Annotated in this window: 16 protein-coding genes and 3 tRNA genes; 6 read left to right on the top strand and 13 right to left on the bottom strand. The window is 48.9% G+C overall.

Translation table 11 applies throughout. The features are described 5' to 3' along the window. Nucleotides 1–42 precede the first annotated feature (42 nt). The gene (gene tig / locus ACTJJJ_RS13065) at nucleotides 43–1395 is read right to left on the bottom strand and encodes a trigger factor (protein WP_188934514.1); all 1353 of its coding nucleotides are present in this window, start codon (nucleotides 1393–1395) and stop codon (nucleotides 43–45) included. 166 nt (nucleotides 1396–1561) lie between these two features. Beyond that, nucleotides 1562–1643, bottom strand: a tRNA-Leu gene (locus ACTJJJ_RS13070). 169 nt (nucleotides 1644–1812) lie between these two features. Between ACTJJJ_RS13070 and ACTJJJ_RS13075 the strand changes: the two genes are divergently transcribed. The 3 genes from ACTJJJ_RS13075 to ACTJJJ_RS13085 all read left to right on the top strand — a co-directional run bounded on the left by ACTJJJ_RS13075 (nucleotide 1813) and on the right by ACTJJJ_RS13085 (nucleotide 6109). Beyond that, nucleotides 1813–4101, top strand: a complete 2289-nt coding sequence (locus ACTJJJ_RS13075; RefSeq protein WP_188934512.1) for a RelA/SpoT family protein — start codon at nucleotides 1813–1815, stop codon at nucleotides 4099–4101. 127 nt (nucleotides 4102–4228) lie between these two features. Next, a complete protein-coding gene (locus ACTJJJ_RS13080; protein ID WP_188934510.1) occupies nucleotides 4229–4729 on the top strand; it encodes a Fur family transcriptional regulator in 501 nt (166 codons plus the stop codon). 78 nt (nucleotides 4730–4807) lie between these two features. Then, nucleotides 4808–6109 (top strand): adenylosuccinate synthase, encoded by a 1302-nt coding sequence (locus tag ACTJJJ_RS13085; RefSeq protein ID WP_188934508.1) that lies wholly within the window; start codon nucleotides 4808–4810, stop codon nucleotides 6107–6109. 109 nt (nucleotides 6110–6218) lie between these two features. Here the strand turns inward: ACTJJJ_RS13085 and ACTJJJ_RS13090 are convergent, their stop codons facing one another. The 7 genes from ACTJJJ_RS13090 to ACTJJJ_RS13120 all read right to left on the bottom strand — a co-directional run bounded on the left by ACTJJJ_RS13090 (nucleotide 6219) and on the right by ACTJJJ_RS13120 (nucleotide 13879). Beyond that, on the bottom strand, nucleotides 6219–9164 hold the full coding sequence (locus ACTJJJ_RS13090) for a DEAD/DEAH box helicase (RefSeq protein ID WP_188934506.1): 2946 nt from the start codon (nucleotides 9162–9164) through the stop codon (nucleotides 6219–6221). 232 nt (nucleotides 9165–9396) lie between these two features. Beyond that, nucleotides 9397–10167: an isocitrate lyase/PEP mutase family protein gene (locus ACTJJJ_RS13095; RefSeq protein WP_440702013.1), complete on the bottom strand. Its 771-nt coding sequence runs from the start codon at nucleotides 10165–10167 to the stop codon at nucleotides 9397–9399. A 92-nt stretch (nucleotides 10168–10259) separates the two neighbouring features. Further along, nucleotides 10260–11072 (bottom strand): helix-turn-helix domain-containing protein, encoded by an 813-nt coding sequence (locus ACTJJJ_RS13100; protein WP_440702014.1) that lies wholly within the window; start codon nucleotides 11070–11072, stop codon nucleotides 10260–10262. Nucleotides 11073–11182: 110 nt separating this feature from the next. Then, a complete protein-coding gene (locus tag ACTJJJ_RS13105; protein ID WP_440702015.1) occupies nucleotides 11183–12724 on the bottom strand; it encodes an FAD-dependent monooxygenase in 1542 nt (513 codons plus the stop codon). Nucleotides 12725–12765: 41 nt separating this feature from the next. After that, nucleotides 12766–13581, bottom strand: coding sequence for a helix-turn-helix domain-containing protein (locus ACTJJJ_RS13110; RefSeq protein WP_188934498.1), 816 nt, complete (start codon nucleotides 13579–13581; stop codon nucleotides 12766–12768). A 75-nt stretch (nucleotides 13582–13656) separates the two neighbouring features. Next, nucleotides 13657–13742 (bottom strand) — tRNA-Leu (locus ACTJJJ_RS13115). 64 nt (nucleotides 13743–13806) lie between these two features. Continuing rightward, nucleotides 13807–13879, bottom strand: a tRNA-Gly gene (locus tag ACTJJJ_RS13120). A gap of 392 nt (nucleotides 13880–14271) precedes the next feature. On the opposite strand from ACTJJJ_RS13120, the gene ACTJJJ_RS13125 reads away from it, so the two are divergent. Both ACTJJJ_RS13125 and ACTJJJ_RS13130 read left to right on the top strand, forming a co-directional pair. After that, nucleotides 14272–15345 (top strand): TerC/Alx family metal homeostasis membrane protein, encoded by a 1074-nt coding sequence (locus tag ACTJJJ_RS13125; protein WP_188934496.1) that lies wholly within the window; start codon nucleotides 14272–14274, stop codon nucleotides 15343–15345. A gap of 25 nt (nucleotides 15346–15370) precedes the next feature. Continuing rightward, nucleotides 15371–19369 carry an AAA domain-containing protein gene (locus ACTJJJ_RS13130; protein WP_440702016.1) on the top strand — a complete coding sequence of 1333 codons (3999 nt, stop codon included), beginning with the start codon at nucleotides 15371–15373 and terminating at the stop codon, nucleotides 19367–19369. Here ACTJJJ_RS13130 and ACTJJJ_RS13135 read toward each other — a convergent pair. After that, nucleotides 19364–20068 (bottom strand): 3-keto-disaccharide hydrolase, encoded by a 705-nt coding sequence (locus ACTJJJ_RS13135; protein ID WP_440702017.1) that lies wholly within the window; start codon nucleotides 20066–20068, stop codon nucleotides 19364–19366. The two genes, ACTJJJ_RS13130 and ACTJJJ_RS13135, sit on opposite strands and share 6 nt — an antisense overlap. A 127-nt stretch (nucleotides 20069–20195) precedes the next feature. Here ACTJJJ_RS13135 and ACTJJJ_RS13140 point away from each other — a divergent pair, with 127 nt between their 5' ends. Next, on the top strand, nucleotides 20196–20585 hold the full coding sequence (locus ACTJJJ_RS13140) for an HIT family protein (protein WP_440702018.1): 390 nt from the start codon (nucleotides 20196–20198) through the stop codon (nucleotides 20583–20585). 3 nt (nucleotides 20586–20588) lie between these two features. Here the strand turns inward: ACTJJJ_RS13140 and ACTJJJ_RS13145 are convergent, their stop codons facing one another. The 3 genes from ACTJJJ_RS13145 to ACTJJJ_RS13155 all read right to left on the bottom strand — a co-directional run bounded on the left by ACTJJJ_RS13145 (nucleotide 20589) and on the right by ACTJJJ_RS13155 (nucleotide 25094). Next, nucleotides 20589–21956, bottom strand: coding sequence for a capsule assembly Wzi family protein (locus ACTJJJ_RS13145; RefSeq protein WP_440702019.1), 1368 nt, complete (start codon nucleotides 21954–21956; stop codon nucleotides 20589–20591). A gap of 224 nt (nucleotides 21957–22180) precedes the next feature. Next, nucleotides 22181–23623: a capsule assembly Wzi family protein gene (locus ACTJJJ_RS13150; RefSeq protein ID WP_440702020.1), complete on the bottom strand. Its 1443-nt coding sequence runs from the start codon at nucleotides 23621–23623 to the stop codon at nucleotides 22181–22183. 49 nt (nucleotides 23624–23672) lie between these two features. Next, entirely contained in the window at nucleotides 23673–25094 is a 1422-nt protein-coding gene (locus tag ACTJJJ_RS13155) for a capsule assembly Wzi family protein (RefSeq protein WP_440702021.1), read from the bottom strand. Nucleotides 25095–25116 lie beyond the last annotated feature (22 nt).

Genomic DNA, 25116 nt, shown 5'->3' on the forward strand with positions numbered 1-25116 from the left:
GCCCGGGACGGTGAAAAAAATGCTTTTTATATTTTCTGAAAACTAGGCCTCAGCTTCTACTTCGCCTTTCGCCAGTTTCTCGAATTCGCTAACCTCAACAGTCTGCTCGTCGGTGCTTACCTGGCCACGGATAACTTCGAGAACCTTGTTGTCGAACACCTGGTTGAATACGCTCGTATAGTTGTCACGTTCTTTGTCGGCAAGGTAACCTTGTGCCACGCGATCGATCGTTTCTCTCATCGATTCGTCGTCACCGTAGATACCAAACTGTCCTTTCACCATTTCACGGGTAAATGCCAGAATTTCAGGGTATTCAACTTTAACTTCCGATTTGTCGGCGATCTTGTTTTTGATCAGGCTCAGTTTCAAAGATTTCGCGAAATCGCTGAATTGCTCGTCGATCTGCTCGCGGGTAAATTTGCCTTCGTTGGAACGCTCCAACCAGTTTTTGAGGAATTCCTCAGGCAATTCGATTGAAATTGAATCCAGCAACGCAGTCTCGATATCGCGGCGCAGCAATGCTTCGGTTTCGCGCTCGTAGTTGCCTTTGATAATTTCAAGAACCTTTTCGTTGAACTGCTCTTCGTTTTCAACTTGTCCCGGTCCTAGTACTTTATCGAAAAATTCCTGATTCAAAGTCGCAGGCGCTGAGCGCGTTACGTCTTCTACTGTTAGAACGAATTCGCCTGAAACATCTGCGATATCTTCTTTTTTCTTACCAGTTACGTGGGCGATAGCCGACTCGTCGGTAAAAGTATCTTTAATGTCAAAAGTGATCACATCACCTTTTTTTACACCGATGAACTTCGCGGCAGCTTCTTCCTTCACCTGCTTGGTAGGAATGGCGGTGCGGGTTGTGAACTCGGTAGCGTCTTGTTTCAGCTCACCGAAAATCATATCACCGGCTTCGCTCACCTCAGGGTGGATGCTGTCGGCGAAACGTTCGCGAAGGCTGTCGAGAGTCTTCGTCAGTTCGTTATCGTCAACATTAATAGTATAGCGTTTAACAGCGGGCAGCTCGGCAAGGTTTGCTTCGAAATCGGAAGCGATACCAAGGTCGTAGCTGAATTCGAACGCGCTGGGGGTATCCCAGTTTACTTCTGCCGCTTTGTCGCGATCAGGTACAGGATCACCTACAACCTGCAATTTATTTTCGCGGATATAGCTGCTTACTGCGTTGCTGAGGATGTTGTTCACCTCGTCAACCAGAATGCTTTTACCATACATGCGTTGGATAACATGGGATGGTACTTTGCCGGGACGAAATCCTTTCAGGTTCACGCGTTTCGAATAATCCTTGATCGTTTTATCAACTTTTGGCTGATAATCTTCCTTGGTCAACGTTACTTTCAGAGAGGCTAAGGTCGGCGAACTCTTTTCTAACAAAACTTCCATGTGTCGCTAAGCTATTGGTAAATACCTTTGTTACATTTGAACAGAAAAAAACAAAAATGCCCTCAAAACGAAGTCCTGAGGGCATTTGACGGGTTTCAATACTACGGAGCAACTCATTTCCCAGACAAAACAGGAATCTGACGCCCCGTCATTCCCTTGTATTTCGTACGGGCGGAGGGAATCGAACCCCCACGCCTTGCGGCACTAGATCCTAAGTCTAGCACGTCTACCAGTTCCGCCACGCCCGCTCACTTATTCCCCGTTTTCAACTCGATCGTCGAATTGGGAGTGCAAAGGTATTCCTATTTTTTAAAAACTTCCAAACTTTTTCCAAAATTTTATCTTTGGGTAAAAGCGTGTTGAAAAATGTCGCTAAAATTTGTTATTTTGGTGAAGCATACCAATTAGAATATAGCAGTGGAGCAACTGGTTGAATCCCTCAACATTGACCTGGAACAGGAGCGTAAGGATATCCTCAAAAAATACCGCCGGCTTTTAAGAACAGCCAAACCTTTTTTGAAGGACAATGATGCTAAATTAATCAAAAAAGCCTTTTATACTTCCGTCGATGCGCATAAGGACATGCGCCGGCGATCGGGAGAGCCATATATTTACCACCCGCTCGCGGTGGCGCAAATCGTGGTCGAGGAAATCGGACTGGGTACCACCGGTATCGTGGCCGCATTGCTGCACGATGTCGTGGAAGATACCGACATGGGTATCGACGACATCGAGCGGCTGTTTGGTAAGAAAGTGGCGAAGATTATCGACGGGCTGACCAAAATTTCAGGCCGTTTCGAATACGGCTCGTCGCAGCAGGCCGAGAACTTCCGGAAAATGCTGCTCACGCTCTCGGACGACGTACGGGTAATTCTCGTAAAGCTCGCCGACCGTCTGCATAATATGCGGACGCTCGACAGTATGCCGCGCGACAAGCAGCTTAAGATCGCATCGGAAACGATATTCATATACGCCCCGCTGGCGCACCGGCTCGGGTTGTACAGTATTAAATCGGAGCTGGAAGAGCTCTATTTGAAATACACCGAGCCGCAGGAATACCGGGCCATTGCAAGAAAGCTGCGCGAGACGAAAAACCTCCGTGACCGCTTCATTTCGAAGTTTATGGAGCCGATCGCCCAGGACCTGGAATCGGCGGGGTTGAATTTTATCCTCAAAGGCCGTCCCAAATCGATTTATTCGATCTGGAACAAGATGCGGAAGCAAAACAAGCCCTTCGAGGAAATTTATGACCTGTTTGCCATCCGGATCGTACTCGAATCGCCGCCGGAGAGCGACCGCGAAAAGGCAATCTGCTGGCAGGCATATTCCATTGTTACCGACCATTACAAGCCCAACCCCGACCGGTTGAAGGACTTCCTGAGCACGCCACGGGCGAACGGGTACCAGTCGCTGCACTCGACCGTAATGAGCAAGAGCGGGCAATGGGTGGAGGTGCAAATCCGTACCTCGCGCATGGACGAGATCGCGGAGAAAGGCTATGCGGCGCACTGGAAGTACAAAGGAAACGATACAAAAGTCAAAGGTAATATCGAGCAATGGATCACGCAGGTGCGCGAGACTCTGGAAAATGGTTTCGGGGATAAAACGGCTGCTATCGAGTTTCTCGACGAGTTCAGGAGCAATCTCTTTAATGAAGAGGTTTTTGTGTTTACCCCAAAAGGCGAGCTGAAGGTATTGCAGGCGGGTTCAACAGCGCTGGACTTTGCATTCGACATCCACTCCGAAGTTGGTGCGCATTGTATGGCAGCGAAAGTAGGCGGTATCCTCGTGCCGATCAGCTATGTTCTGAACAATGGTGATCAGATCGAAATCATTACTTCCAGCAAGCAGAAGCCCAATGAGGACTGGCTGCGCATCGTCGTAACTTCCAAAGCGAGGGCGCGGATTAAGGATTTTCTGAAAGAAGAAAACCGCCGGTATGAAACGGACGGCCGCCAGTTTGTGGAGAAAAAGCTGAAAATACTCGGGATGGAAGCTACCGCGGAGGTAATGAACCAACTCAGGGCATTTTTTGAATGTAAAACTACTACGGATTTCTTTTACCGCATAGGTAAGGGCTACATCCCGATTGATGACCTGAAAAGATTCAAGCGGGACCGTGATGCGAAAGACAAGAAAGCAGCAGAAAACGGCGCAGGCAGTAACGCCGCACCAGCCACCGGCACCGACGGCAAGGCACTGACCAAATACCTGAAACAAATCCACGGCGACCGTGCAGACAGCGACACGTTGCTGATAGGGGACGACATGGACAAGATCGATTACAAACTCGCGCAATGCTGTAACCCGATCGCGGGCGACGACGTTTTTGGGTTTGTCACGATCAACGAGGGCATTAAAATTCACCGCACCACCTGCCCGAATGCAGCCGAACTGATGTCGAAGCACGGCAACCGCATTATCAAGGCCAAATGGTCGGGTAAGGACGAGGCGTTCCTCGCGGGGTTGTACCTCTCGGGTACCGATCGTGTAGGTTTGGTAAACGATGTGACGCGAATCATTTCGAATGAGCTGCATATCAATATGCGCGGGTTGACGATCGATACCAAGGATGGTGTTTTTAATGGGGATATCAAGCTTTACGTGCAGGATACCAGGCACTTGGATATCCTGATTAATAAACTGGAGCAGGTCGAGGGCGTCTACAATGTCCAGCGTTTCGATACCAATCTGAGCGAGAAATAACCTTATTGAACGATTGCCGCGCCACAGTGTTATTGGATTGGTAATTAATGAGGTAGCAAGACTATGCTTGCGAATGTGAGAGTGATTTAAGTAAAAAAGCGTATTTTCGCGCAAGAATATCAGAGATATGCCACAAGCCAGCAAACCAAATTTCGAGGCCGCTAAGAAAATATTAACGGCTTACCTGGAAAACAAGGGACTTCGTAAAACGCCCGAGCGCTTTGCGATACTCGAAGAAATTTATACCAGGGAGGATCATTTCGATGTAGATGAACTGTATATCAGCATGAAGAACAAGCGTTACAGGGTGAGCCGGGCGACCGTCTACAACACGCTGGACGTTCTGGTGGATTGTGACCTGGTTACCAAACATCAGTTTGGCAAAAACCTCGCGCAATTTGAGAAGTCGTACGGTAACAAGCAGCACGACCACCTGATTTGTACAGATTGTCATAAAGTAATGGAGTTCTGCGATCCGCGCATCCAATCGATCCAGAACATGGTAGGGGAGATGCTGAATTTCAGCGTAATGCACCACTCGCTTATTTTCTACGGAAACTGCAACAAGGAAAATTGCCAGAACCGCGCCGAGGCGCCGCGCGAGTCCGCAGTTTACGAAGACAGATAATTATCACGATCAGGCCCGGTAATGCACGCATTGCCGGGCCACTTACACCATATTAAGTTTCAGTAATCCAATATTTGAATGAAAGTTGACGTACTACTTGGTCTTCAATGGGGAGACGAGGGAAAAGGAAAAATTGTGGATGTCCTGGCGCCACGCTACCAGGTTGTAGCCCGTTTTCAGGGTGGGCCTAATGCCGGACACACATTGGAGTTTGACGGTATCAAACATGTGCTGCACCAGATCCCGTCGGGAATTTTCCGCAGCGATATCCAGAATATCATCGGTAACGGCGTCGTGCTCGATCCGGTTGTGTTCAAGAGAGAAATTGAAGGTCTGGCGAAATATAACCTCGACCTGATCAGTAATCTGTTTGTTTCTAAAAAAGCCTCCCTGATCCTTCCTACCCATGCGCTGCTCGACGCTGCCTACGAGCGTTCGAAAGGTGATTCCAAGATCGGCTCAACTTTGCGCGGTATCGGCCCTGCATATCAAGACAAGGTAGCACGCCTCGGCTTGCGCGTAGGAGATATCCTTTCTCCCAATTTTGCGGCCAAGTACAAGAAACTCGTCGATGCACATAAAGTTATTCTTGATTTCTATTCATTCGACTATTCTGAGACTTTGCCTGCGGCAGAAGAGAAATTTTTCGATGCGGTTGAATTTATGAAGCAATTCACCATGGTGAATAGTGAATATGTAGTGAACGACGCATTGGCACAAGGCAAAACCGTGCTTGCAGAAGGTGCGCAAGGTTCATTGCTCGACATCGATTTCGGCTCGTACCCATTCGTAACGAGCTCTACTACCATGACGGCCGGCGCTTCGACCGGATTGGGCATCGCTCCTCGTCAGATTGGCGAAGTTTTTGGTATTTTCAAAGCTTACTGCACACGTGTTGGTAGCGGTCCGTTCCCTACGGAGTTGAATGACGAAGTAGGCGAGGAGATTCGCAAAGAAGGCCGTGAATTCGGTGCTACCACCGGTCGCCCACGCCGTACCGGCTGGCTTGACCTGCCTGCATTGAAATACGCGATCATGATCAACGGCGTAACCCAGCTGATTATGATGAAAGTGGACGTTCTGACCATTTTCGATAACATTAAAGTGTGTACGCATTACCGCCTCACGGATGGTACATTGACCGACCAATTGCCTTACGACCTTTGCGACGAGGCTGTTGAGCCGGTTTATAAGGATTTCAAAGGCTGGAAGACTTCCCTCGACGGTGTCCGCGATTTCGACGCGATTCCCGCAGAACTGAATGCCTATGTGAAGTTCCTGGAAGCGGAATTGAATCTGCCTATTACGTTTATTTCAACCGGCCCTGACCGTGAAGCGCTGATCAGCCGTGAGGCCGCCGCTGCTGCGACGGAAGCTTGATGTTGAACTAATATTTGTTCGGGGATAACGTTACTGTCACCCTGAGCGGAGTCGAAGGGTATTTGCGAGATGCATTTACCCTTCGACTCCGCTCAGGGTGACATTCGTTTTACGACAACAAATTCAAAACATCCTCCCGCGTCAGCGACTTGATAAATCCTTCTTCACTCGAAATCAAATCATCTGCCAGCTGCTTCTTCGAGCGCTGCAATGCGAGAATCTTTTCTTCCACGGAATTTTTGGTGATAAACTTGTAAGTAAACACCGTCCGATCCTGGCCAATGCGGTGCGCCCGATCGACGGCCTGCGCTTCAATGGCCGGGTTCCACCACGGATCGAGGATGAAAACGTAGTCGGCGGCGGTCAGATTGAGGCCAAGTCCACCGGCTTTGAGGGAGATGAGGAAAATCTTGATATTCTCGTCATTTTGAAACGATTCAACCTGCTCCTGGCGGTCGCGCGTCGCGCCGTCGAGGTAGGCATAGTTGATCTCCTTTCCGTCGAGGTAATGCCTGAAAAGATCAAGATGTTTAATATATTGACTGAAAATCAATATTTTATGGTCCTCGCTCATAACGGTTTGCAGCTTGTAAAGCACATCTTCGAACTTGCCCGAATCATGTGTATACTCAGGGTCGACCATGACGGGATGGTTGGCCAGCTGACGGAGCCTGGTCAGGCCCTGCAAGACCACCAGCTGCGATTTTGAAATCCCCTCAGAATCAATACTTTGCAGAATCAGGTTCCGGTAATAGGCTTTCGCTTCCTCGTATGCTTTCTCCTGTTCGTCGGACATATCGCAGTATTGAATACTTTCCACTTTTTCGGGGAGGTCCGTTGCGACTTGTGATTTTAATCTCCTGAGAATAAATGGTTTGATCAGGTTATTGAGGCGTTTGGTCTTTTCCTCGTCTCCTTTTTTCTCGATCGGGATCTGGAATTCATCCCTGAAAAACGTCTGACTGCCCAGTAATCCTGGGTTTACAAAAGACATTTGAGACCAGAGGTCGAGGGTATTGTTTTCGATTGGCGTACCTGTTAAAACCAGTCTGTGTGCCGAATTGAGCCTTCTTACGGCCTTGGTAATGATCGACGACGGGTTTTTAATAGCCTGTGACTCGTCGAGGATCACGTAGTTAAAGCGGTAATCCTCCACAATATCAATGTCAAGCCTGATAATGCCGTAGGAGGTCAAAACCAGATCGTAGTTGTCAAACTGGGCCGTATCTTTCTCGCGGTTCGTGCCCGTATAGAGGAGCACGCGCATGTCGGGCGTGAACTTACTTGCTTCGAGCTGCCAGTTGTAGAGCAGGGACGTCGGCATGATGAGGATCGACGGGCGGTCGGCGCCACCTTCTTTCTCCGCTTGCAGCATTGCGAGGGTCTGCACCGTTTTCCCCAAACCCATATCATCGGCCAGGCAGCCCCCAAATCTGTATTGTTTCAAAAACCGCAGCCAGTCGTAACCCGTTTTCTGGTAAGGGCGCAACAATCCCTGAAAATTTACCGGAGATTCCGCAGGTTCGATATGCTGGAAACTCCGTAGGTTTTCGAGCTTGTTGCTGATTACCGCGGTGGCCAGATTATCCTCTTTCAGCTCCTGAACCAATGCGAGATGATGCATTCGCAAGCGCAGCTGATCGTCGTCGTCGTGGCTGTTTTCAGTAAATGAAAAGAACTCGGAGTATTTGGTGAACCACCATTCGGGAATTACCGCTATTTCACCATTAGGCAGCAGAAACTCCTTCTTGCGGTTTAAAATGTAGTTGCGGAGCTGGATAAAGGGTATTTCAAACTCTCCAAACAACACTTTCGCATGAATATCAAACCAGTCGCGGCCTTCCTGAATCGAAATATCGAGTGATGAATAACCGAGGAAATAACGTTTGGTGTCCGCCGTATTTTGCCTTACCGCAATACCATGGTCGGCCAATGCAATTGCATTGCTTTGCAACCATCCAAATGCTTCCGATTTGGGCATCTGAACTTTGCCGTTGCGGATATTCAGGCCTATATCCTTTAAAATCCGCACGTGCTGGCCCTCGATCTCGATATTTCTTTTAACCTTGTTGAAGAAATAATCATTGCCCTTCTTCTCCATATGCACGCTCGACGCATGCGCAAAACTGTCGTAATGGAAGGAAAAGCCGGCATATTGAAACGAAAGTTCGAATGTCACGTCATTGTCCTCCTCTTCCAGCACTTCCACATCCTCATTGTCCTGAAAAAGCACAGGTGATTTTTTCGGATGGGCTGAATATTCTGAAATCGTAAGAATTGTTTTGGGTACCGATGACACATTCCTGATCTCAAAACCGCGCGCCACCACGTCATATGATGCGATTAGTGGCGCCACAAAGCGCCCATAATATTGTTCCTCGACCTGCCCGGGGATCGCAATGAATTTTTTCGCGAGAAAAGGTTTGATCTTTTTACCATCCACATTACCCTCGAAATGGTAAAGGTACCCGTCGAGAACGAGCCAGGCCGGATCTTCGCAGATCAGGAATGCGTTTTTGTACTGGAATTCCAGTTTCTGCATTTTGTGCCTGATCGTCGGGAAATAGTGGGTATTGTCTTCATTCCGGATAAAATGGAAGCGTATCGTCGCTTTTTCAGGCTCCCAGGTCACAGGTTTCCACAGCGGGTTACCGTCGTTACCCATGATGAAAATGTCCTTTCCCGCGAGCCTGTCAAGAATGCGCGATTTACAGCTTTCAAGGTACCCGGCGATCGTTTCCTGAATCGCCTTGTCGCCTTTTTGTGCGTCATAAACTTTTAGAAAAAAATCGACCGCATTCAGTTTCTTGGGATTGTATTTTTTGAGAACAGCGTCTTGCTGGATATCGTCGATTAACTTGACGAGCTCGAAGTCCCTGGTATCCAGCCCGGAGCGAAACTCTTTGATGTTTTTGGAAGAAATATTCTGGACCTGAAACGAAAATTCGCCCTGGCTGGTAAGCTGAACGGCAAAGGCTTCGAAGATGTACCCCAGATACTCATGGTTAAGAATTGAATATACAATTTTAAACGGCTCTGAGGGAGAAACTTTCATTAGTATATCGTTGGCTAAGATTCGTGTTGATGCCGAAGAAGCCCTCCCGTAAATCAGCAGGGATCTTTCGATTTGGGAAACTTCAAATATAAATTAAATCAACCCGAAAAGAAAGACCCCTTTGGCCGTTTTGTGAAAAATGTTGTAGAATAAATTTGAATTTCGATTGAAATGTTTTCGAAACTAGACTTTTTCAGTTTTTGGTTTTGTAATCAATGCAAATCGCGCGATGCTAGGAAAACAGAGGGGCGAAATTTTGTACTTCAATTATATTCTTCGCCAGCGTGCCGGTTTGTGCTGATATCTTGTTGAAGAGAAATGGGCCCATGCTAATCCTTTTGACATTCAGTGATTTCAATGAATTGAAGTCTGGTAATGCAGGCACGCACATCACATTGACGGGCAGGATCGTCTCGCGTGTGATGGTGTTGATATCCTCGGCGCGTGCCACGCCCGGTACGAAAATCCCGTGGATACCCGTGTTTTCGTAAATGTTAATACGGCTGATCGTTTCATCGAGTGCATTGGGGAGGCCCAGCAAGAATGCATCGGTTCTCACGTTGAGAAACATTTTAATGTTTTTCTGTTCCAATCCGTCCGCAATCTCGGTCAGCAGCTGTTTGAACTCGTCGACGGGGCGGAACCTGCGCGACGGTTTGGCGCGGGTATCTTCGAGGTTAATGCCGGCGACGCCCGCTTCGTGAAGCATTTTGATATGCTCGATAATCCCCGCTGCCGTGTCGCTGTATCCGCCTTCCATATCGACGGTGAAAGGAATTTTGACCGTTGCAACCACTCGTTTTGCCACGCGCAGAAGCGTATCGAACGGGAGATTTTCGCCATCGTCATATCCGAATGCGGCGGCCAGCGCGTGGCTCGAAGTACCGATGGCCTTGTAGCCCGCGGCCTCGAAAATGTGCGCGCTGTTGACATCCCAAATGTTGCCGAGTAAAAATGGTTCTGTTTGTTGATGAAGCTGCGAGAATGTTTCGAAAGTGCTCATAATCTGAATTTTCCTTTGTTTTGATGAATTGATGTTACAAAGGTATTTCAGCTGTGGCGCCGGGAATTGTACAAACCGGAACAGACTTGTTTTTAATCGATCAGCATTTGATTTACCGCCGAAAGGTTGCTTAGATAAGCCGACGGAGTGAGTCCTGTGAATGATTTGAAATCTCTGATAAAATGGGACTGATCAAAATACCCCGCGTCATAGGCAATGGATGTAAGAGGCATTTTATTCTCCCCGATCAGTTTAAGGCTGGTTTTGAAACGGTGGATCTTGTCGAATGACTTTGGAGAAAGGCCGGTGTGCTGGTAAACCAGTTTGTGCAGATACCGGGTTGTGATACCGAATGTTCCGGCTATCCGGCCTATATTGTTTTCCGTCGCATCTTTTGTGATACTGGTCAGAATATGGGCCACTCTGTCCAATCGTTCCTGGCGGCCGGAAGCGCGCATTAATCTGCTGGTGAAAAACTCATCGAGCAAGGCAATCCTGGCGGTAACCGAAGGCGCCTCCTGTAATGTGCCATGCAGATGCCGGATGCCCGCTCCCATTACATCTGTCAGATCGGAAACCTGGTCGTTGAAAATCGCGATCTCATCGTCCAGCAAAAAAGAAGTAGCATGCGTAAAAAAGCGCACGCCCAGCATCAAATGCGCGCCCGATGACCGGATTTGCAAGGGCCGGGTGATCTGGCCCCAGAGTTCAATAGCCGGATTGTTTTGAAAACCATCTTCCCGAAAAGATTCCCAGATTCCTTCCCCCAGATTAAAAATGATCTCCATATCGCCGCTTGGAAACACGGTATCTTCATATACTGCATTGCCCGCAGACTCGAAGACATAGTAATGCCGGATGTAGGGGGCGAGGACTTTGGCGGGTTGGAAATGTCGGAATTCCATGTGGATATGTATTTAGGGAGCCATTTGCATATTTGAGGAGTTATCTTTCGCCTCCGCATGTGCAAATGTAGGCTTGGCAAACGATCGGCAATTGTACAAAACGGAACAAATCATTGTGCCGGAACATTCCAATAACTACGAAGAATACGAGTCAAATGCTCGTCGCAGTCAAATGTGCTGTCGGAAGCCCAGGCTACGATCCCGTCCGGGCGTATCAATACGGCGCTTAGTTCCGGCCGGTCCTTCACATCACCCGAAATGTATTTGATCCGGCCGTTGAAATCATTTTTCAGTGCTTTCAGGGATGTATTTCCGGTGAAATCGAGCAGTATCATTTGGCCGTCGTGCATTAGCTCACCAATTTTGGTCCCGTTGTCGAACTCGAAATTGGGAACGCTGCGGCCTGTAACAGGATGACCGCCGCCGAGATCGTAATGCGTGTGAATACCCCAAACCCGGCCGGCAATGTAAGTGGCGCCGTCGCGGGTGTTCAACAGGTCGCGGAAAATCGCGTGTAGTGCTTTTGCGTGCGGGGTTGGTCGCATGATGGCAACCTGAGCGCGCGACCAATCCAGAACCTGTGCGGCAATCGGGTGGCGTTCGGTTTGGTAACTGTTCAGCAGGCCATCCGATGCAAGGTTTTGAATGGTAGCGGCGAGCTTCCAGCCGAGGTTTATGGCATCGCCCAGCCCGAGGTTGAGCCCCTGGCCGCCCAATGGCGAATGAATATGCGCGGCATCACCCGCTAAGAGGATTCGCCCGTTGCGATAACCTGTGGCCTGGCGGGCGCGGTCCGTCCAGGTGGTAGCGACATGCAGCGCATTAATTGTTACATCGGTATTTGAAATGCGGCGTAAAACTTCCTGAATGTGGTCGCGGGTGACTGGCTTTCCGGTATCGTGGAATGCACCGCCATCAAAATCCTGGATGAGCACATAACCTGGCTGCGATTGCATGTACATACCTGCGGATGTCACATTGCGACCGGGGGGAAGTTTTTCGGGGTCGGTAATATCGAGCAAGGTCGTATAGCCGGTGAATTCCGGTTCGGTACCGGCGAATTCGAAACCGCCCATTTTGCGTACGATGCTGCGGCTTCCGTCGCAGCCGACAAGCCATTTACCTTCAAATGATTGTTTACCCGACCAAACTGTTACTCCTTCTTCGTTTTGATGGACATCGGTAACCGGAAGCCCGCGTCTGATTTCTACGTTCAACGCTTTTGCTCGACGTGTCAGGATTGTTTCGAGCTCGTCTATCTCGGATATTAAACTGGCTTCCGGGGAGCCGGGCAGGCGATATTTCCATTGCGAGGTGTCGACATTGCCTTCGAGAAATGGAATGCCCGCAAAATGTCCCGCCTGGCGTTGCGGACCTTGCTGCGGCGTTCCGCTCATGTGCGGGTTTTTGAGTTTCTTATGAATTTCCAGTTCTTCGAGCAGCCCGCGGCGGTGAAGTGCTTCGATGGTGGGCGCCGATAGCCCGCGTATCCCGAAAGGAAGCCGCTTTAACGGCAAATGCGGTTTTTCTGCCTTTTCAAGAATGAGCACCGAGCATTTGGCTAAGGCCAGTTCGCAAGCAAGGAACAGGCCCACAGGCCCTGCTCCGCAAATGATAACGTCGTGTATCGGTAGATTGGTTGTAGCTTTCATATTCTGATGATTGAGCTACAAAATTCCGGAACACCCGCGCCTCAGGCTTGTACAAATGCGACAAAATCATTGCTTACCGCCTGTTTTCGTTTTTTTGCGTTTCGGGCAAATGCTGCTGGAGTGGCACCGCTGTACCTTTTGAACTCCCTGCTCAAATGCGCCTGATCGGTATAACCCAGCTCATAAGCCAGGCCAGCCAGATTCGACTCCGGGTTGTGCCATAGCTGGTTCCGAACCTGCTCAAATCGCATCAGACCAGAAACGTCCTTCACGGTAAACCCGGAAGATTGTTTGAATTTTCGCTCCAGGGTACGGACCGTCGCATGTGCTGCTGCCGCCACCTGGCTGACGGGAGTCATGCCATTACCTTCCCTCATGGCAGCGCCCGCTTTGGCCAGCGTGCTATCAATGGCGATCAGCGACCGGGTATGCAGAAAGTAACCTTTCAAATGCGCAATTACTTCATCGATTCGCCCGGCAGCCATCAGGTTGTCCAACGCAGGTTGAAGTGCTGCGATAGGATGCGTGAAAATGTGCAGGCCACCTTTTCCCGAGGGGAGTCCGAGCAGGTCGAACACGGTCCAGGGAAAACATCTCACGCCGATGATCTGCAAACGGTTTTGGGTTTGAAAAATGGCAGGCTGGTTGAGTAATCCCATCAAAAATGGGGAAGGCAACGGACGCAGACCGCCATCGTCGGAAATGTAATGCAGGTTTCCGAAGTAAAAAATGATCTCCGCATAGCCATCCGGCACGACCTGGAAGGTGGATTTCTGACCTCCGAAATCGCGATTATCATACCAAAAGCACTTGATGGTGTCCCGAAGCGGTTCGGGTGGTTCAAATTCCTGGTGCATGTTGCAAGATAACGTGCGGGGGCGGGAAAGCAACAAAAAAGGAGCTGCGATTGCTCGTAACTCCTTCGTTTTCAGTACCGGGGACGGGAATCGAACCCGTACGGGCGTTTCGGCCCACAGGATTTTAAGTCCTGCGTGTCTACCAGTTCCACCACCCCGGCAAAGCCAGGTACCGGTACCAGTGAAGAGAAAAAAAGCACCGTCTCCGGTGCTTTGTCCTCTCTGAGCGAAAGACGGGGTTCGAACCCGCGACCTCGACCTTGGCAAGGTCGCGCTCTACCAGCTGAGCTACTTTCGCATATTTTGCATAACCGTTGTCGATTATTGTGGTGCAAATGTAGGGACGTCTGGTATTTGACGCAAGTTTTTCAGGAAAATATTTAGCAAAAAAATCTTGCAAAAACATTAACAAATTGTAAATCAATTGATCAACGCCCAAAATAATTTTGGGCAAAAAGCGGTAAAGGAGGTTATTCAGGCCATTTTGCCTTCTTAATGTACTCATCCTTCATAAAACGGGCATAGGTACGGCTCATTTACCGCCCGTCAGTTTTCGCCTATCCACTTTATATTTTGCTTACCTTTGCCTCCTTTAACCCGTATAGGCTGGGGCTTGCCGGGGCGGCCCCGCCGGAGTGGTGCGGTTTTAGTAAGAGTCCGGCCTTCATTCAAAACTTAATTTGCTTGTTCATGTTTTCCAACGAAGTGCTGTTTTTTGGAGGTTTTATTCTGGTGATCAGTGTCATGCTGCTTTTAGATCTGGGCGTTTTCAACAAAAAGGACCATGTGGTCAAGTTTGGTGAAGCGGCAGCCTGGACGGTTGCATGGATAGCACTGGCGTTGGCATTTTACCTGGTCATTAATACACATGGCGACCTGGTGCATGGAGTGGACAATTACGGGCAGCTCGAAACGATCAAAAACAAGTACGCGCCGCACTTACGGCTCATACCGGGCGATTTTCAGGAAAGCCTGGAAATCTACCGGAAAAACATGTCGCTGGAATTTATTACCGGCTATTTGCTGGAATATGCGCTTTCGGTCGACAATATTTTCGTTATCATCCTGATCTTTTCATCGTTCGGTGTTCGGCCAAAATACTTCAAAAAAGTCCTTTTCTGGGGCGTTTTAGGCGCGATTATCATGCGTTTTATATTCATTTTCGTCGGCTCGGCGCTGATGCAGCGTTTTGAATGGATCATCTATATCTTCGGTTTGCTGCTGGTTTACCAGGGAGGCAAGATATTCTTCGAGGCTGGGGAAGATGAGAAGATCGATCCTGCCAAACACCCTGTCGTAAAATTTGCTTCCAAATATCTCCCGGTCTTCCCGCGTTACGTGCACGAACATTTCTTCGTGCTGAAAAAAGGTAAATGGCTCGTTACACCACTCTTTGTAGTAGTTCTCATTGTCGAATTTACAGACCTTATTTTCGCTGTGGATTCGGTGCCGGCGGTATTTTCGGTGACCAAGGACCCTTACGTGGTATTCTTCTCAAATATCTTCGCGATCATGGGACTGAGGTCTATGTTCTTCTTCCTGAGCAACATTATGGGGCTTTTCCGCTTCCTTAAGTACGGTCTGGGGGTTCTACTGGTGTTTATCGGCGGGAAAATGCTCGCGCACCATTACCTGGAATCCATCGGGTTCAAAACCGTCTATTCGCTGTATGTGATCATCGGTATCCTGGCGGTGAGTATACTAGCCTCGGTGGTCGTTCCTGAAAAAAAGGAAGTGGAGGACGAGGTACTATCCAATAGTTAGGCGTCGGGCAGCGTTTTGAGTACCTATGAGCCGGATTCTTAAAGCCTATCTAAAACGACTTACCAATCTTAGTACCCGCAACAAGTCGTTGTTACTTACGAACTTGTCTGCCGAGCAGTTCCTGGATTTCCATGACACGGATTTCCTGTTGTCGAAGCCTTCTGTGGATGTGCTGAAACAGGTAATCCAGGGAAACGACCGGGTTGCGCTCTGCGATGTGGCGGATCCGCGTTTCGAGAAGGTGAATGAAACGAGCAAGCGGCTGCGCAAAATAGCCCGTACCGAACGTTTTATCGAAGAAGAACGGGGCTCACGCGACCTGTATGTGGGCTACCCGTTTGTGAAAGGCAAACTTTCCGACGGTACGCCCATCCACGCCCCGTTGCTGTTTTTCCCGGTGACGTTGCGCATGGACCGCGAGCAGTGGTGCCTTTTCGAGCGAGATGACAGCAATGTGTCTTTAAACCAAAGTTTCGCGCTGGCTTATGGGCATTTCAATGAAGCCAAAATTCCTGATGAGGTACTCGAAAAGTCATTTGAGGATTTTCCAAACGACTTTCTCGAGTTCAGGACACAACTATATGAATGGCTGAAATCGACGCCGTTCAAGATCAACTTTAATCAACAGCTTTTTGAAGATAAACTCGGCGCATTCAGCGGCGAAAAGAGCTCCGATCTGGTAGCAAACGAGCGCAATGGAGTGTTGAAACTTTATCCCGAGGCCGTTCTGGGCATTTTCCCGCAGGCAGGATCATACCTTGTTCCGGATTACAATAAATTGCTGGATTTGGAAGAGGAAGATGGTTTTAATCTGCCTCTAATCGGTTTTGCAGATGAAGCCGATGAGGAGATTAGCGATTTCGAACCTGAACTCCCGATGCGTGAAAATCGCCCGTCGAAGGAGGAAGATGTGCTGACGCCGTTTTCGGTGGATGAATCGCAGGAAGAGATTATACTGGCGGTCAAATCCGGGCGCTCGGTAGTGGTGCAAGGACCGCCGGGAAGCGGTAAATCGCAGCTAATATGCAATCTGATCGCTGATTTTACTTCCAAAGGGAAGCGCGTTTTATTGGTATGCCAAAAACGGGCGGCACTGGATGTCGTTTACCAGCGTCTGGCTACTACCGGAATGAAGGATTTTACAGGCCTTATTCACGATTTTAAAAACGACCGGTCGGCACTATACAGCCAGATTGCGTCTCAGATAGAGAAAGTGGAGGCCTATCGTCAGCAGAATTACAGCCTCGATTCGGTATTTCTGGAAAGACAATTCACCCAGGAAAGCCGCGCGATTGATAAGACTGTGGAAGAACTAAATGGTTTTCGCGCCGCATTGTTTGAGGAGAGCGAATGCGGGGTTAGTATCAAGGAACTTTACCTCACGAGCGATCCGCAAGCCTCGCACTCCGATATGCGGCCCTATTACCGGCAGTTCAGGATCGATACCTGGGACGGATTCAAAAGGCATCTGAAAACCTATTCCGACTATGCATTCCTGATCCATCCCACGCATCCCTGGCGGAAACGGCGGAGCTTCGCCGCATTTGGCATGGGGGAGCTGAGGATAATGGAAAGTATGCTATCGGAATGGCCCGCCGCCTTTGAGAAGCAAACACGCGTTTTTGAGCAATTAACAGGTTTTCCGTCCGACAAGGCGTTTATCCGGAACCGGAAGGAGATCGCGGAGCGGCTTACCGATATTGCCGGACTGGTTACCGGAGAACCAGTGTGGAAGCTCGTAAAAAAATACTGCGGTTCGTTCTCGAATGCGCACGAGCGGCTCGCATTCGTGCGCCAGGCGGTGGATGTGATGGAAGGTTTCATCGCGGAAGGCGGCATTGAAATGTCATTGCCGGCCTCGCAGCTGAATGCATTTGAAATAATGCTGAAAAAGTCACTCGAAACGAAGCAATCGGCCGTTTCGGGCTTCTTTTGGGATGTTTTTAGCAAAGAAAAGAAGGAAATAGAGCGGGTAGCGACGGCAAACGGCCTTACGGCTTCTTTCGAACACATGGTGCGGCTGGAAGAACGTCTAAGGAATCGCAGGCAGCTGGAATCGTGGCTGCAACATGGAAGTCTGGGTTTTGAACCGGCATTTATCGATGATTTTTCGGCTGATCAAGCGGGCGAGTATCTTTCATTCTTTAAATCTGCCGAACGTGCTGCGGATGCGATCGCGCGTATGGACGCAGGCGCCTGGACGAAAGTTTTTTATGAAATTGTTGGTGCTAACAACCAGCTCGACCGGTTTTTGGAAACCATTCAAAACCTTAGACAATGGCTCCAAATATGGGACCGCATGGAAAAGGCCATGCTTCCCTACTTATTGCCGGAACAGATTACCGCGCTGATCGACGATCCTGCGGGTTGCAGCCAAGTCCTGGTGGAATCCCTACGTAATGATTTTGATTCCCTGGCCGATATGGACCGCTTGTGGGAAGAAATGACGGAGTCGCAGCGGGGTGCTACGCAGGAAACTTTGGGGAAGGGTGAGGAGCTTGGCTTCACGAATGCACAGGAAGTACTAGGCCTTTTTGAAAATAGTGTTAAACTAGCCTGGATCGAGCATATTGAGAGCAAATACCCTGCATTGCGGTCGGTGACGTCGCTGAAAATGGGACAATGGGAGCGCGATATCCAAGGCAGCATTACCTCCAAGCAAAAGCTTAGCGCCGACATTACGAATATTAAACTTCGCGAGGCGACTTATGAAGATGTCGAGAAAAACCGTCTCGGCAACCGCGTAACCTACCGCGAGCTGGGGCACCAGGTTACGAAAAAGCGCAAGATCTGGCCGATCCGGAAATTGTTGGAAAATTACGCGGACGAAGTATTCGCGCTTATACCATGCTGGATGGCTTCTCCGGAAGCAGTTTCGGCCATTTTTCCGATGGAAAGCGGGTTGTTCGACCTGGTGATCTTCGATGAGGCTTCGCAATGCTATGCAGAATATAGTCTGCCGGCTGCATTCCGGGGCAAACAATGGGTGGTTACCGGGGATAGCAAGCAGCTTTCGCCCAGCGATCTTTACCGCGTGCGGTTCGAGGACAGGGCGGAGGACGAGGAGTATTCTGCCGCCATTGAAATCGAGTCATTGCTGGACCTTGCGGGGCAGTCGCTGGATCATTACCAGCTGACAGGCCACTACCGAAGCCTTTCGCTGGATCTCATTGATTTTTCAAACAGAAATTTTTATAAAAAGAGCCTCAAACTCCTGCCCGATTTCCACAAGATCAACGATCGTGAACCGGGTATTCAATACATTAAAACCGAAGGTGTCTGGAAAAACAATACCAACGCCGTTGAAGTGGAGGAAGTATTGCGCCTTATCCGCGAGCTTGCCGGGACCGGGAAGAGCATAGGCGTGGTAACGTTCAATTTTTACCAGCAGGCGGCTATCCAGGATGCATTGGAGAAAGAAGTCGCATTACCGGAAGGTCTTTTTGTGAAAAACATAGAGAATGTGCAGGGCGACGAGCGCGACATTATCATTTTTTCAATGGGGTACGCACCGGATGAGAAAGGCCGCATTTCCATGCAGTTTGGTACGTTGAATATGCAGGGAGGCGAGAATCGTCTGAATGTGGCCGTCACACGGGCGCGGGAGAAGATTTACTTTGTGACAAGTCTCTGGCCGTCGCAATTGCAAACAGAACAAACGGCCAACGAAGGCCCGAAACTGCTCAGGGCTTACATGGACTACGCATTGCAGGTGTCGGAAGGCAAGTACGAGCCGGCGCCGCTTCCTACGGGGCAATTTCGCTCGGATTGGCTGCTGAAAGAGCGGTTGGTACGGCAGAACCCTGCATTCGGGAAAGAGTTGCCATTTGGGGATATCACCGTAAAGGAAGAAGGGGCCTACAAGGGCTTGGTACTTACGGACGACGATCTTTACCATTACAGCAAGTCATCCAAAGAGCCTCACGCTTATCTGCCCCTTCTGTTGCGTTTGAAAAACTGGCCTTTCAGGCGCGTTTACAGCCGCGAATATTGGTCGGGAAACCTTAAAAATGGTTTATTATAGTTCCTTGATGCGGATATTGCGGTAAGAAACTTTGTCGCCGTGGTCTTGCAATGCAATTTTCCCTTTGGGAGACGCGCCGAAACCTTGCCAGGTTTTGAATTTGCTGTTTGCAACAAGTTTGTCCCATTCGGCGCCCTGAGTGGGGAATTCCACTACTTTTTTGCCGTTTAGCCAGCTTTCGCCTTTGCCGCCTTTGATGACGATTTTCGCCTTATTCCATTCTCCGGCAGGTTTAACAGCGGTGAAATCAGATGCGGGAATCATATCATAAAGTGAGCCTGATTTGTGATTACCCGCTTTGCCCGCTTTCGAATCGGGGTGTTTTACGTCGTCGAGTACCTGGATTTCCGGGCCGGTAGAGTAGGGGCAGCAGTATTTTTTGTCTTCTACCACGTGGTAGATGATCCCGCTGTTACCGCCTTCGGCGATTTTCCATTCCAGTTCGAGTTCGAAATCACCGTATTCTTTATCTGTAACAAGGTCTTTACCACCTTTTTCGGCCAGAACTACCGCTCCGTCTTCTATTTTCCATTGCGGCAGAACTTTGTCCTGTTGCCAGCTATGCCAGCCGTTCAGGTTCTTTCCGTCGAAAAGGGTAACCCACTTTCCTTTTTGAGCTTCTGCATCATTTGAAAAGGCCAGGGTAGCCAGGGCGATAACGGATGCTTTTCCGAAAGCCTTCCAATTTGTGAAATTCATGTTTCGCTTGTTAAAGTTTTAGTCCACAATATTAAGTACTTTTTGAGTTTTCAAAGGCATATTTGGATCGAAAGTTGGCGGCTCCTATTTTTGGGAGTAGCTCGGCATAATCCGACTTCCTATCCACATGGCATCTATATTTTCAAGAATCGTAGCGGGGGAGATCCCTTGTCACAAAATCGCCGAAACAAAAGATTTTCTCGCGTTTCTGGACGCATTCCCCATCGCCAAAGGGCATACGCTCGTGATCCCGAAGAAAGAGGTGGATTACCTGTTCGACCTTGACGACGAGTTGTATACAGGTCTGTTCCTATTTGCGAAAAGTATTGTTCCTGCACTGGAAAAGACGGTGCCCTGCCTGCGAATCGGGGTGAGTGTGATTGGCCTGGAAGTGCCTCATGCGCATGTGCATCTGCTCCCGCTCAACAGCATGGCCGATGCCGATTTCAGCAAAAAAATAAAAACGTCGCAAGAAGAACTCGCGACGCTGGCTGAAAAGATCGGAAGTAACTTGTAAGGCTCAGTAGAACGAAAAGTCTTTTCGTACACCGAGCATGAATCCGTAAGTTTTGCGGTACAAATCGCCGATATCCGCTGCGTAGGCACCTTTTACCGTTAGCCCGCCGAGTACGTCAAGCTTGGATTGCACGAGGAGCATACCGGAGAATTGCTTGGGAGAGCCTATGAACTTTTCAAGATACGCGCCGCTGTTTTCGGAAAACGAGAATTTGCCCATCCACTGTATTTTCCGGAATAATGTACCTTCTAGGCCCAGATGGAGCATCATAACCCGGTTATTGCTTGTGAAATTATCGGCGTAATTGGGCCATTTCCATTTGGTCTGCGATGTAGGCGGAATGAATGGCGTGCCGATTGTCCTATCGTAATAGCCCCAGCCATCGCGGACTTGCTGGTTATTGAAATAATTGTCGTGCCCCCGTCTTTTTCCGTCGCCAATTACAAAATCATCCCCTCCCTGGTTTTTGGTATAGAGTAATTCGAGAACTGCTGCATTGACTTCGAAATTAGCTCCGTAAGAATTCTTACGTTTGATACGGGCACCATAAAGACCGTCACTAAGCCCTGTTAAGTAAAACAGCGAGCCGTCTTCATAAACAAACTGCCTGTAAAGGAAGATGCTACTCTCATAAGTTTCGATCTCCATCGCCAGATCAATCGAACCAAGGTGGTTTCCGATCCGGCTGGTGCTGTCGAAATACGTAATATCGTCACCACTACCACCGATCGACCCGATAACGGCATTAACATAGTTTTTAAAGCCGCTTGGCATTTGTAATCTTTCGCCGGTGAGCCCCAGATTTTTCTTGAGTTTTCCACCCCATTGAACCTGGTGATTAAAGCCTCCGTAGAGTTTCAGCATCGAATTGGCTTTTCCAATCCGCATGTAAAATGCTTTTTGATGAAACTTTAAATTTTGGGTAATCGGCCTGCTATTTTCAAACAATCCATCCGAATAAAACGCCTGGAAAGAAAGCCATCCCTTTGTTAAAGGCACGGGTACGAACCGCGTTGTTCCCAAATAGATCTTGGGGATCGGTAATGCATTGCCGGACCATGCGTAGGAGCCGGAACCAATCGTGGAGTCGGCAAGACCAAGCGCTTGTTTTTTACGCCCCACGTAGAGCTCCCAGTTTTTGTAACGCAGTGTTACATGTGCCTGTGGAAGAAGAATATTTTTGGTCTGAACAAAATTGCCGGCTGCCTCCACACCTGCGCCTACGCGCCATTCGTTGCGGGTTTTGTTCTCGGATATGGTCCAATAACGTTCCAGCCCTGCCCGTGCGCTAAGGTTTGGGCCTGTCTTTGGGACGATACCGTATTGGTTGGACTGGATCCAGAATGGTGTATACCCGTTGGTACTGCCCATTCCCACGAATTCTACATAGTTAGTGGTAGAGTCTCTGTAGATTACAGGTTCCCTGGTCTCAGATTGGGAAAAGCCAAGGAAAGGTACTGCTAGTAATATGAATAAAAGAAATCTCATAGGTGTGCCCTCACGCGTTGTTCATAGTGTGCATAGTAGCCAACAAAAATAAGTATAACTTTTCTATTATCATATTGAACATATACGTCGGTTGGTTGCGGCGTGGATTAGTCCAGGAAGCCGGTTTTACGCAATCCGACTGCTAATCCGTAAGAGTTGGGATACAATTTGCCAATATCCGATGATAATGCGGAATAAGCACTGCATCCTTTCAAGATATTTAAGTTTTTTTCAACACCCAGCCACAATGATATTTGCTGCCTAACATCGTCAAATGGCGTAAGGAACGAGCCTGAATTCCGCGTGTAAGTGCCGCGGAACGACAGTTTTAAATTCAGCCAGGTGGCGGTGACACCTGTATGAAACGCCCAGAAGCGATTATTATTGGTGAATTCCGAATTATTGCGGGGCAAGTTGCTGTCCGTCGTAGCCGATGCGGGGGCCAGTGGCGTGCCGATACCCGATCCGTAGTAAGACCAGCCACGCTGGTAGACGTAGCTGTTGAAATAGTTAGCTCTTTCGAACAATGCTAGCTCGGAGATTGGATAACGGTTGATCTGGTTATGTGTCCCGATCACTTCCAGCAAAAACGAGTGAAATGCAAAATAGGAAGATCCCTTCGGCAGTGGTTTGGTGCGTTTGACACTCAATCCGTTCAGCCCGTCTTCAAAATTGGTAACCCTAAAAAGAGAGCCGGTTTCGTAGATATTCTGGCGGTAAAGGAAGAAATTCCAGTCTCTTCCATGCCATTCACCACCAATGTCGAATGTCCCAAAATGGTTGCCGATCTTTTTGTAGTCCAGCGTTTTGCCGGAAATCATATACCAATAGGCTTTTAGCATGTCGAGCCGGTATAGCGGTATGGTTTCGTTTTCGCCGCCCCAGATGGCCTGGTGATTAGCACCGAGATGTACGCGGTACCGGTGCGATTTGTTACCTAGCCGCAAATAGAGCTGCTTCTGGTGCAAATAGGTATCGGGAACATGGGGTACGCTGCCGTAATTGATTGTGCTGGCCCCGAGGTAGCCGTCGGAATAGCTGAATTTGACTGAAACGAAATTGTTTGTGAAGTAAAGCGGCAAATACTCGGGGATGGAGATTTGTATCCGTGGGTATGGCCGCGCATTGCCCGCCATGGCCAGCGAACCCGAGGACAGCGTTGTGTCGGTGAGCCCTGCGGTCATTCTTTTCTGTCCGGCGAGGATTTCTACTTTCCCGATTTTTACCGCGGCATACAAGTCCGAAAGGAACACATTCGCCGATCTGCCGTAGCTGGCAATTCCCTGAACACCGGCGCTCCATTGAAATGTGCGGGGGTTATGGGGGTTGTATACTTTATATATCCCCGCATCGACAATACCAAAATTACCGTTCAACGGAATGCTACCGTTTTGGTTGGCGTGTTGCCAAAAAGGAGTCTGGGCGGTTGCCCCGGCGGCCATTACCGACGCCTTATAATATAATGTTGAGTCTTGGGCGTGTGTGGAAAGCGCGAGACAAGTAATGCAGGAGGTCAGTAACGCTCGGATTTTAGAGAAAGGGTGCGACATTTATGCAAGAGAAATAGGACATCCGTCGGGTCGGTGACAATTATCAAAGTTATCGGATAAAACCGGATTTTCGCCATCCAAGCATCAGGGCCGCACTATTAGGGTATAATTTACCGACGTCGGCAGCCAGGCTTAGTGTCAAATGGTCTTTATTTTGAGCGGACATCGACCTTTCGGCGCGGAGAATGAAAGATGTTTGTTGTAGGGTTTCGCTAAAAGGTTTTCTATATGTTCCAAAATTGACAGAGTGGGTTCCTTTGAATGAAAAGTTGAGCTTTTGCCATGATACTTCGGCGCCCAAATGGTATGCGATAATCCGGTTGTTAATGGTAAACTGCGAGGATGACGTCCTTAATTCTTCCCGGACAGTGGTTTGCGGTGCAATCAGAGGGCTGCCCAACGATCTTCCTTTATACGACCAGCCCTGATTATATACGTAATGGTTGAAATAATCATCCATTCCAAAGGTTGCGGTTCTATAATCGAAAATTGCCCCTCCCTGATTTTTAGTGTAAATGAATTCGAATAAAACTGTATTTACACTGACACCGGAGATAGTGCCCGGGCGTGATCTCTTTTTGAACCTCAATCCACTCAATCCATCCGCGACATTTGAAAGGTTGCTAAGCGAGCCGTCTTCGTAGATGCTCTGCCGGTAGAGAAATATATCCCATTTCGATCCTCTCCATTCGGCAGCCACGTCGATAGTACCGAAATGATTGCCTACTCTGCTGGACCGCCAGGATTTACCAAATATCACGTACTCGTACGCTTTGGATCGTTTCAGGCCGCCGGTGAAAATCTTATCTTCTCCACCCCATATCGTCTGATGATTGAAACCCGCATAGAGGTTTAATTTTCCGCGCCGTCTGCCGAGCCTGAAATACAAAGACTTGTGGTGCATGTAGATGTCGTCCACCTGGAATACGTTTCCGTAGTGAACCCTGGCCGGCCCGAGAAGCCCATCCGAATAGCTGAATTTAAAATAAAGGAAATCGATTCCGGGAAGAATATTGACAAAATTGGGGGTACTCAACTGGATTTTGGGGTAGGGTCGATAGTTTTGCGAAAGTGCGAAAGACCCACTCGTCAGACTGCTATCGGCTAATCCTGTCATTTCTTTTCGTTGTCCGATGCTCAACTCCACAGGACCTGCTTTTCCGGCCAGAAAAAGGTCGGTCATGAATGCATCGGAACGCTTTCCTGCAATGCCGACGACCTCGGCCCCGGCCGCCCATTGAAAGAATCTTGGATTATTGATGTTGTAGACCCTATGGAAACTGGCTCTCCCCGTGAGGAAAGAGCCAGCGGTTGGGATCGCCCCATATTGATTGTTGGCAAGCCAAAAAGGTGTCTGAGACGTAGATGCAGTTCCTAATACAGTAGCCGAATAGAAGAATGTAGAGTCCTGAGCATAAGTTTTAAGAATGCATGCTATGCAGGTCAATAGCACAAAAAAGTATTTCCTCATCCAGGCTCCATACATATGAGGT

Origin of the sequence: Dyadobacter sp. 22481 (assembly GCF_052044875.1) — a bacterium.
Classification (GTDB): Bacteria; Bacteroidota; Bacteroidia; order Cytophagales; family Spirosomataceae; genus Dyadobacter; species Dyadobacter endophyticus.

What these genes read in the sequence shown, in the direction of transcription:
- ACTJJJ_RS13135 (WP_440702017.1), bottom strand. Translation starts at nt 20,068, where the DNA reads ATGAATTTCACAAATTGGAAGGCTTTCGGAAAAGCATCCGTTATCGCC.
- tig (WP_188934514.1), bottom strand. Translation starts at nt 1,395, where the DNA reads ATGGAAGTTTTGTTAGAAAAGAGTTCGCCGACCTTAGCCTCTCTGAAA.
- ACTJJJ_RS13085 (WP_188934508.1), top strand. Translation starts at nt 4,808, where the DNA reads ATGAAAGTTGACGTACTACTTGGTCTTCAATGGGGAGACGAGGGAAAA.
- ACTJJJ_RS13110 (WP_188934498.1), bottom strand. Translation starts at nt 13,581, where the DNA reads ATGCACCAGGAATTTGAACCACCCGAACCGCTTCGGGACACCATCAAG.
- ACTJJJ_RS13125 (WP_188934496.1), top strand. Translation starts at nt 14,272, where the DNA reads ATGTTTTCCAACGAAGTGCTGTTTTTTGGAGGTTTTATTCTGGTGATC.
- ACTJJJ_RS13145 (WP_440702019.1), bottom strand. Translation starts at nt 21,956, where the DNA reads ATGGGCAGTACCAACGGGTATACACCATTCTGGATCCAGTCCAACCAA.
- ACTJJJ_RS13100 (WP_440702014.1), bottom strand. Translation starts at nt 11,072, where the DNA reads ATGGAATTCCGACATTTCCAACCCGCCAAAGTCCTCGCCCCCTACATC.
- ACTJJJ_RS13155 (WP_440702021.1), bottom strand. Translation starts at nt 25,094, where the DNA reads ATGAGGAAATACTTTTTTGTGCTATTGACCTGCATAGCATGCATTCTT.
- ACTJJJ_RS13130 (WP_440702016.1), top strand. Translation starts at nt 15,371, where the DNA reads ATGAGCCGGATTCTTAAAGCCTATCTAAAACGACTTACCAATCTTAGT.
- ACTJJJ_RS13095 (WP_440702013.1), bottom strand. Translation starts at nt 10,167, where the DNA reads ATGAGCACTTTCGAAACATTCTCGCAGCTTCATCAACAAACAGAACCA.
- ACTJJJ_RS13105 (WP_440702015.1), bottom strand. Translation starts at nt 12,724, where the DNA reads ATGAAAGCTACAACCAATCTACCGATACACGACGTTATCATTTGCGGA.
- ACTJJJ_RS13080 (WP_188934510.1), top strand. Translation starts at nt 4,229, where the DNA reads ATGCCACAAGCCAGCAAACCAAATTTCGAGGCCGCTAAGAAAATATTA.
- ACTJJJ_RS13140 (WP_440702018.1), top strand. Translation starts at nt 20,196, where the DNA reads ATGGCATCTATATTTTCAAGAATCGTAGCGGGGGAGATCCCTTGTCAC.
- ACTJJJ_RS13090 (WP_188934506.1), bottom strand. Translation starts at nt 9,164, where the DNA reads ATGAAAGTTTCTCCCTCAGAGCCGTTTAAAATTGTATATTCAATTCTT.
- ACTJJJ_RS13150 (WP_440702020.1), bottom strand. Translation starts at nt 23,623, where the DNA reads ATGTCGCACCCTTTCTCTAAAATCCGAGCGTTACTGACCTCCTGCATT.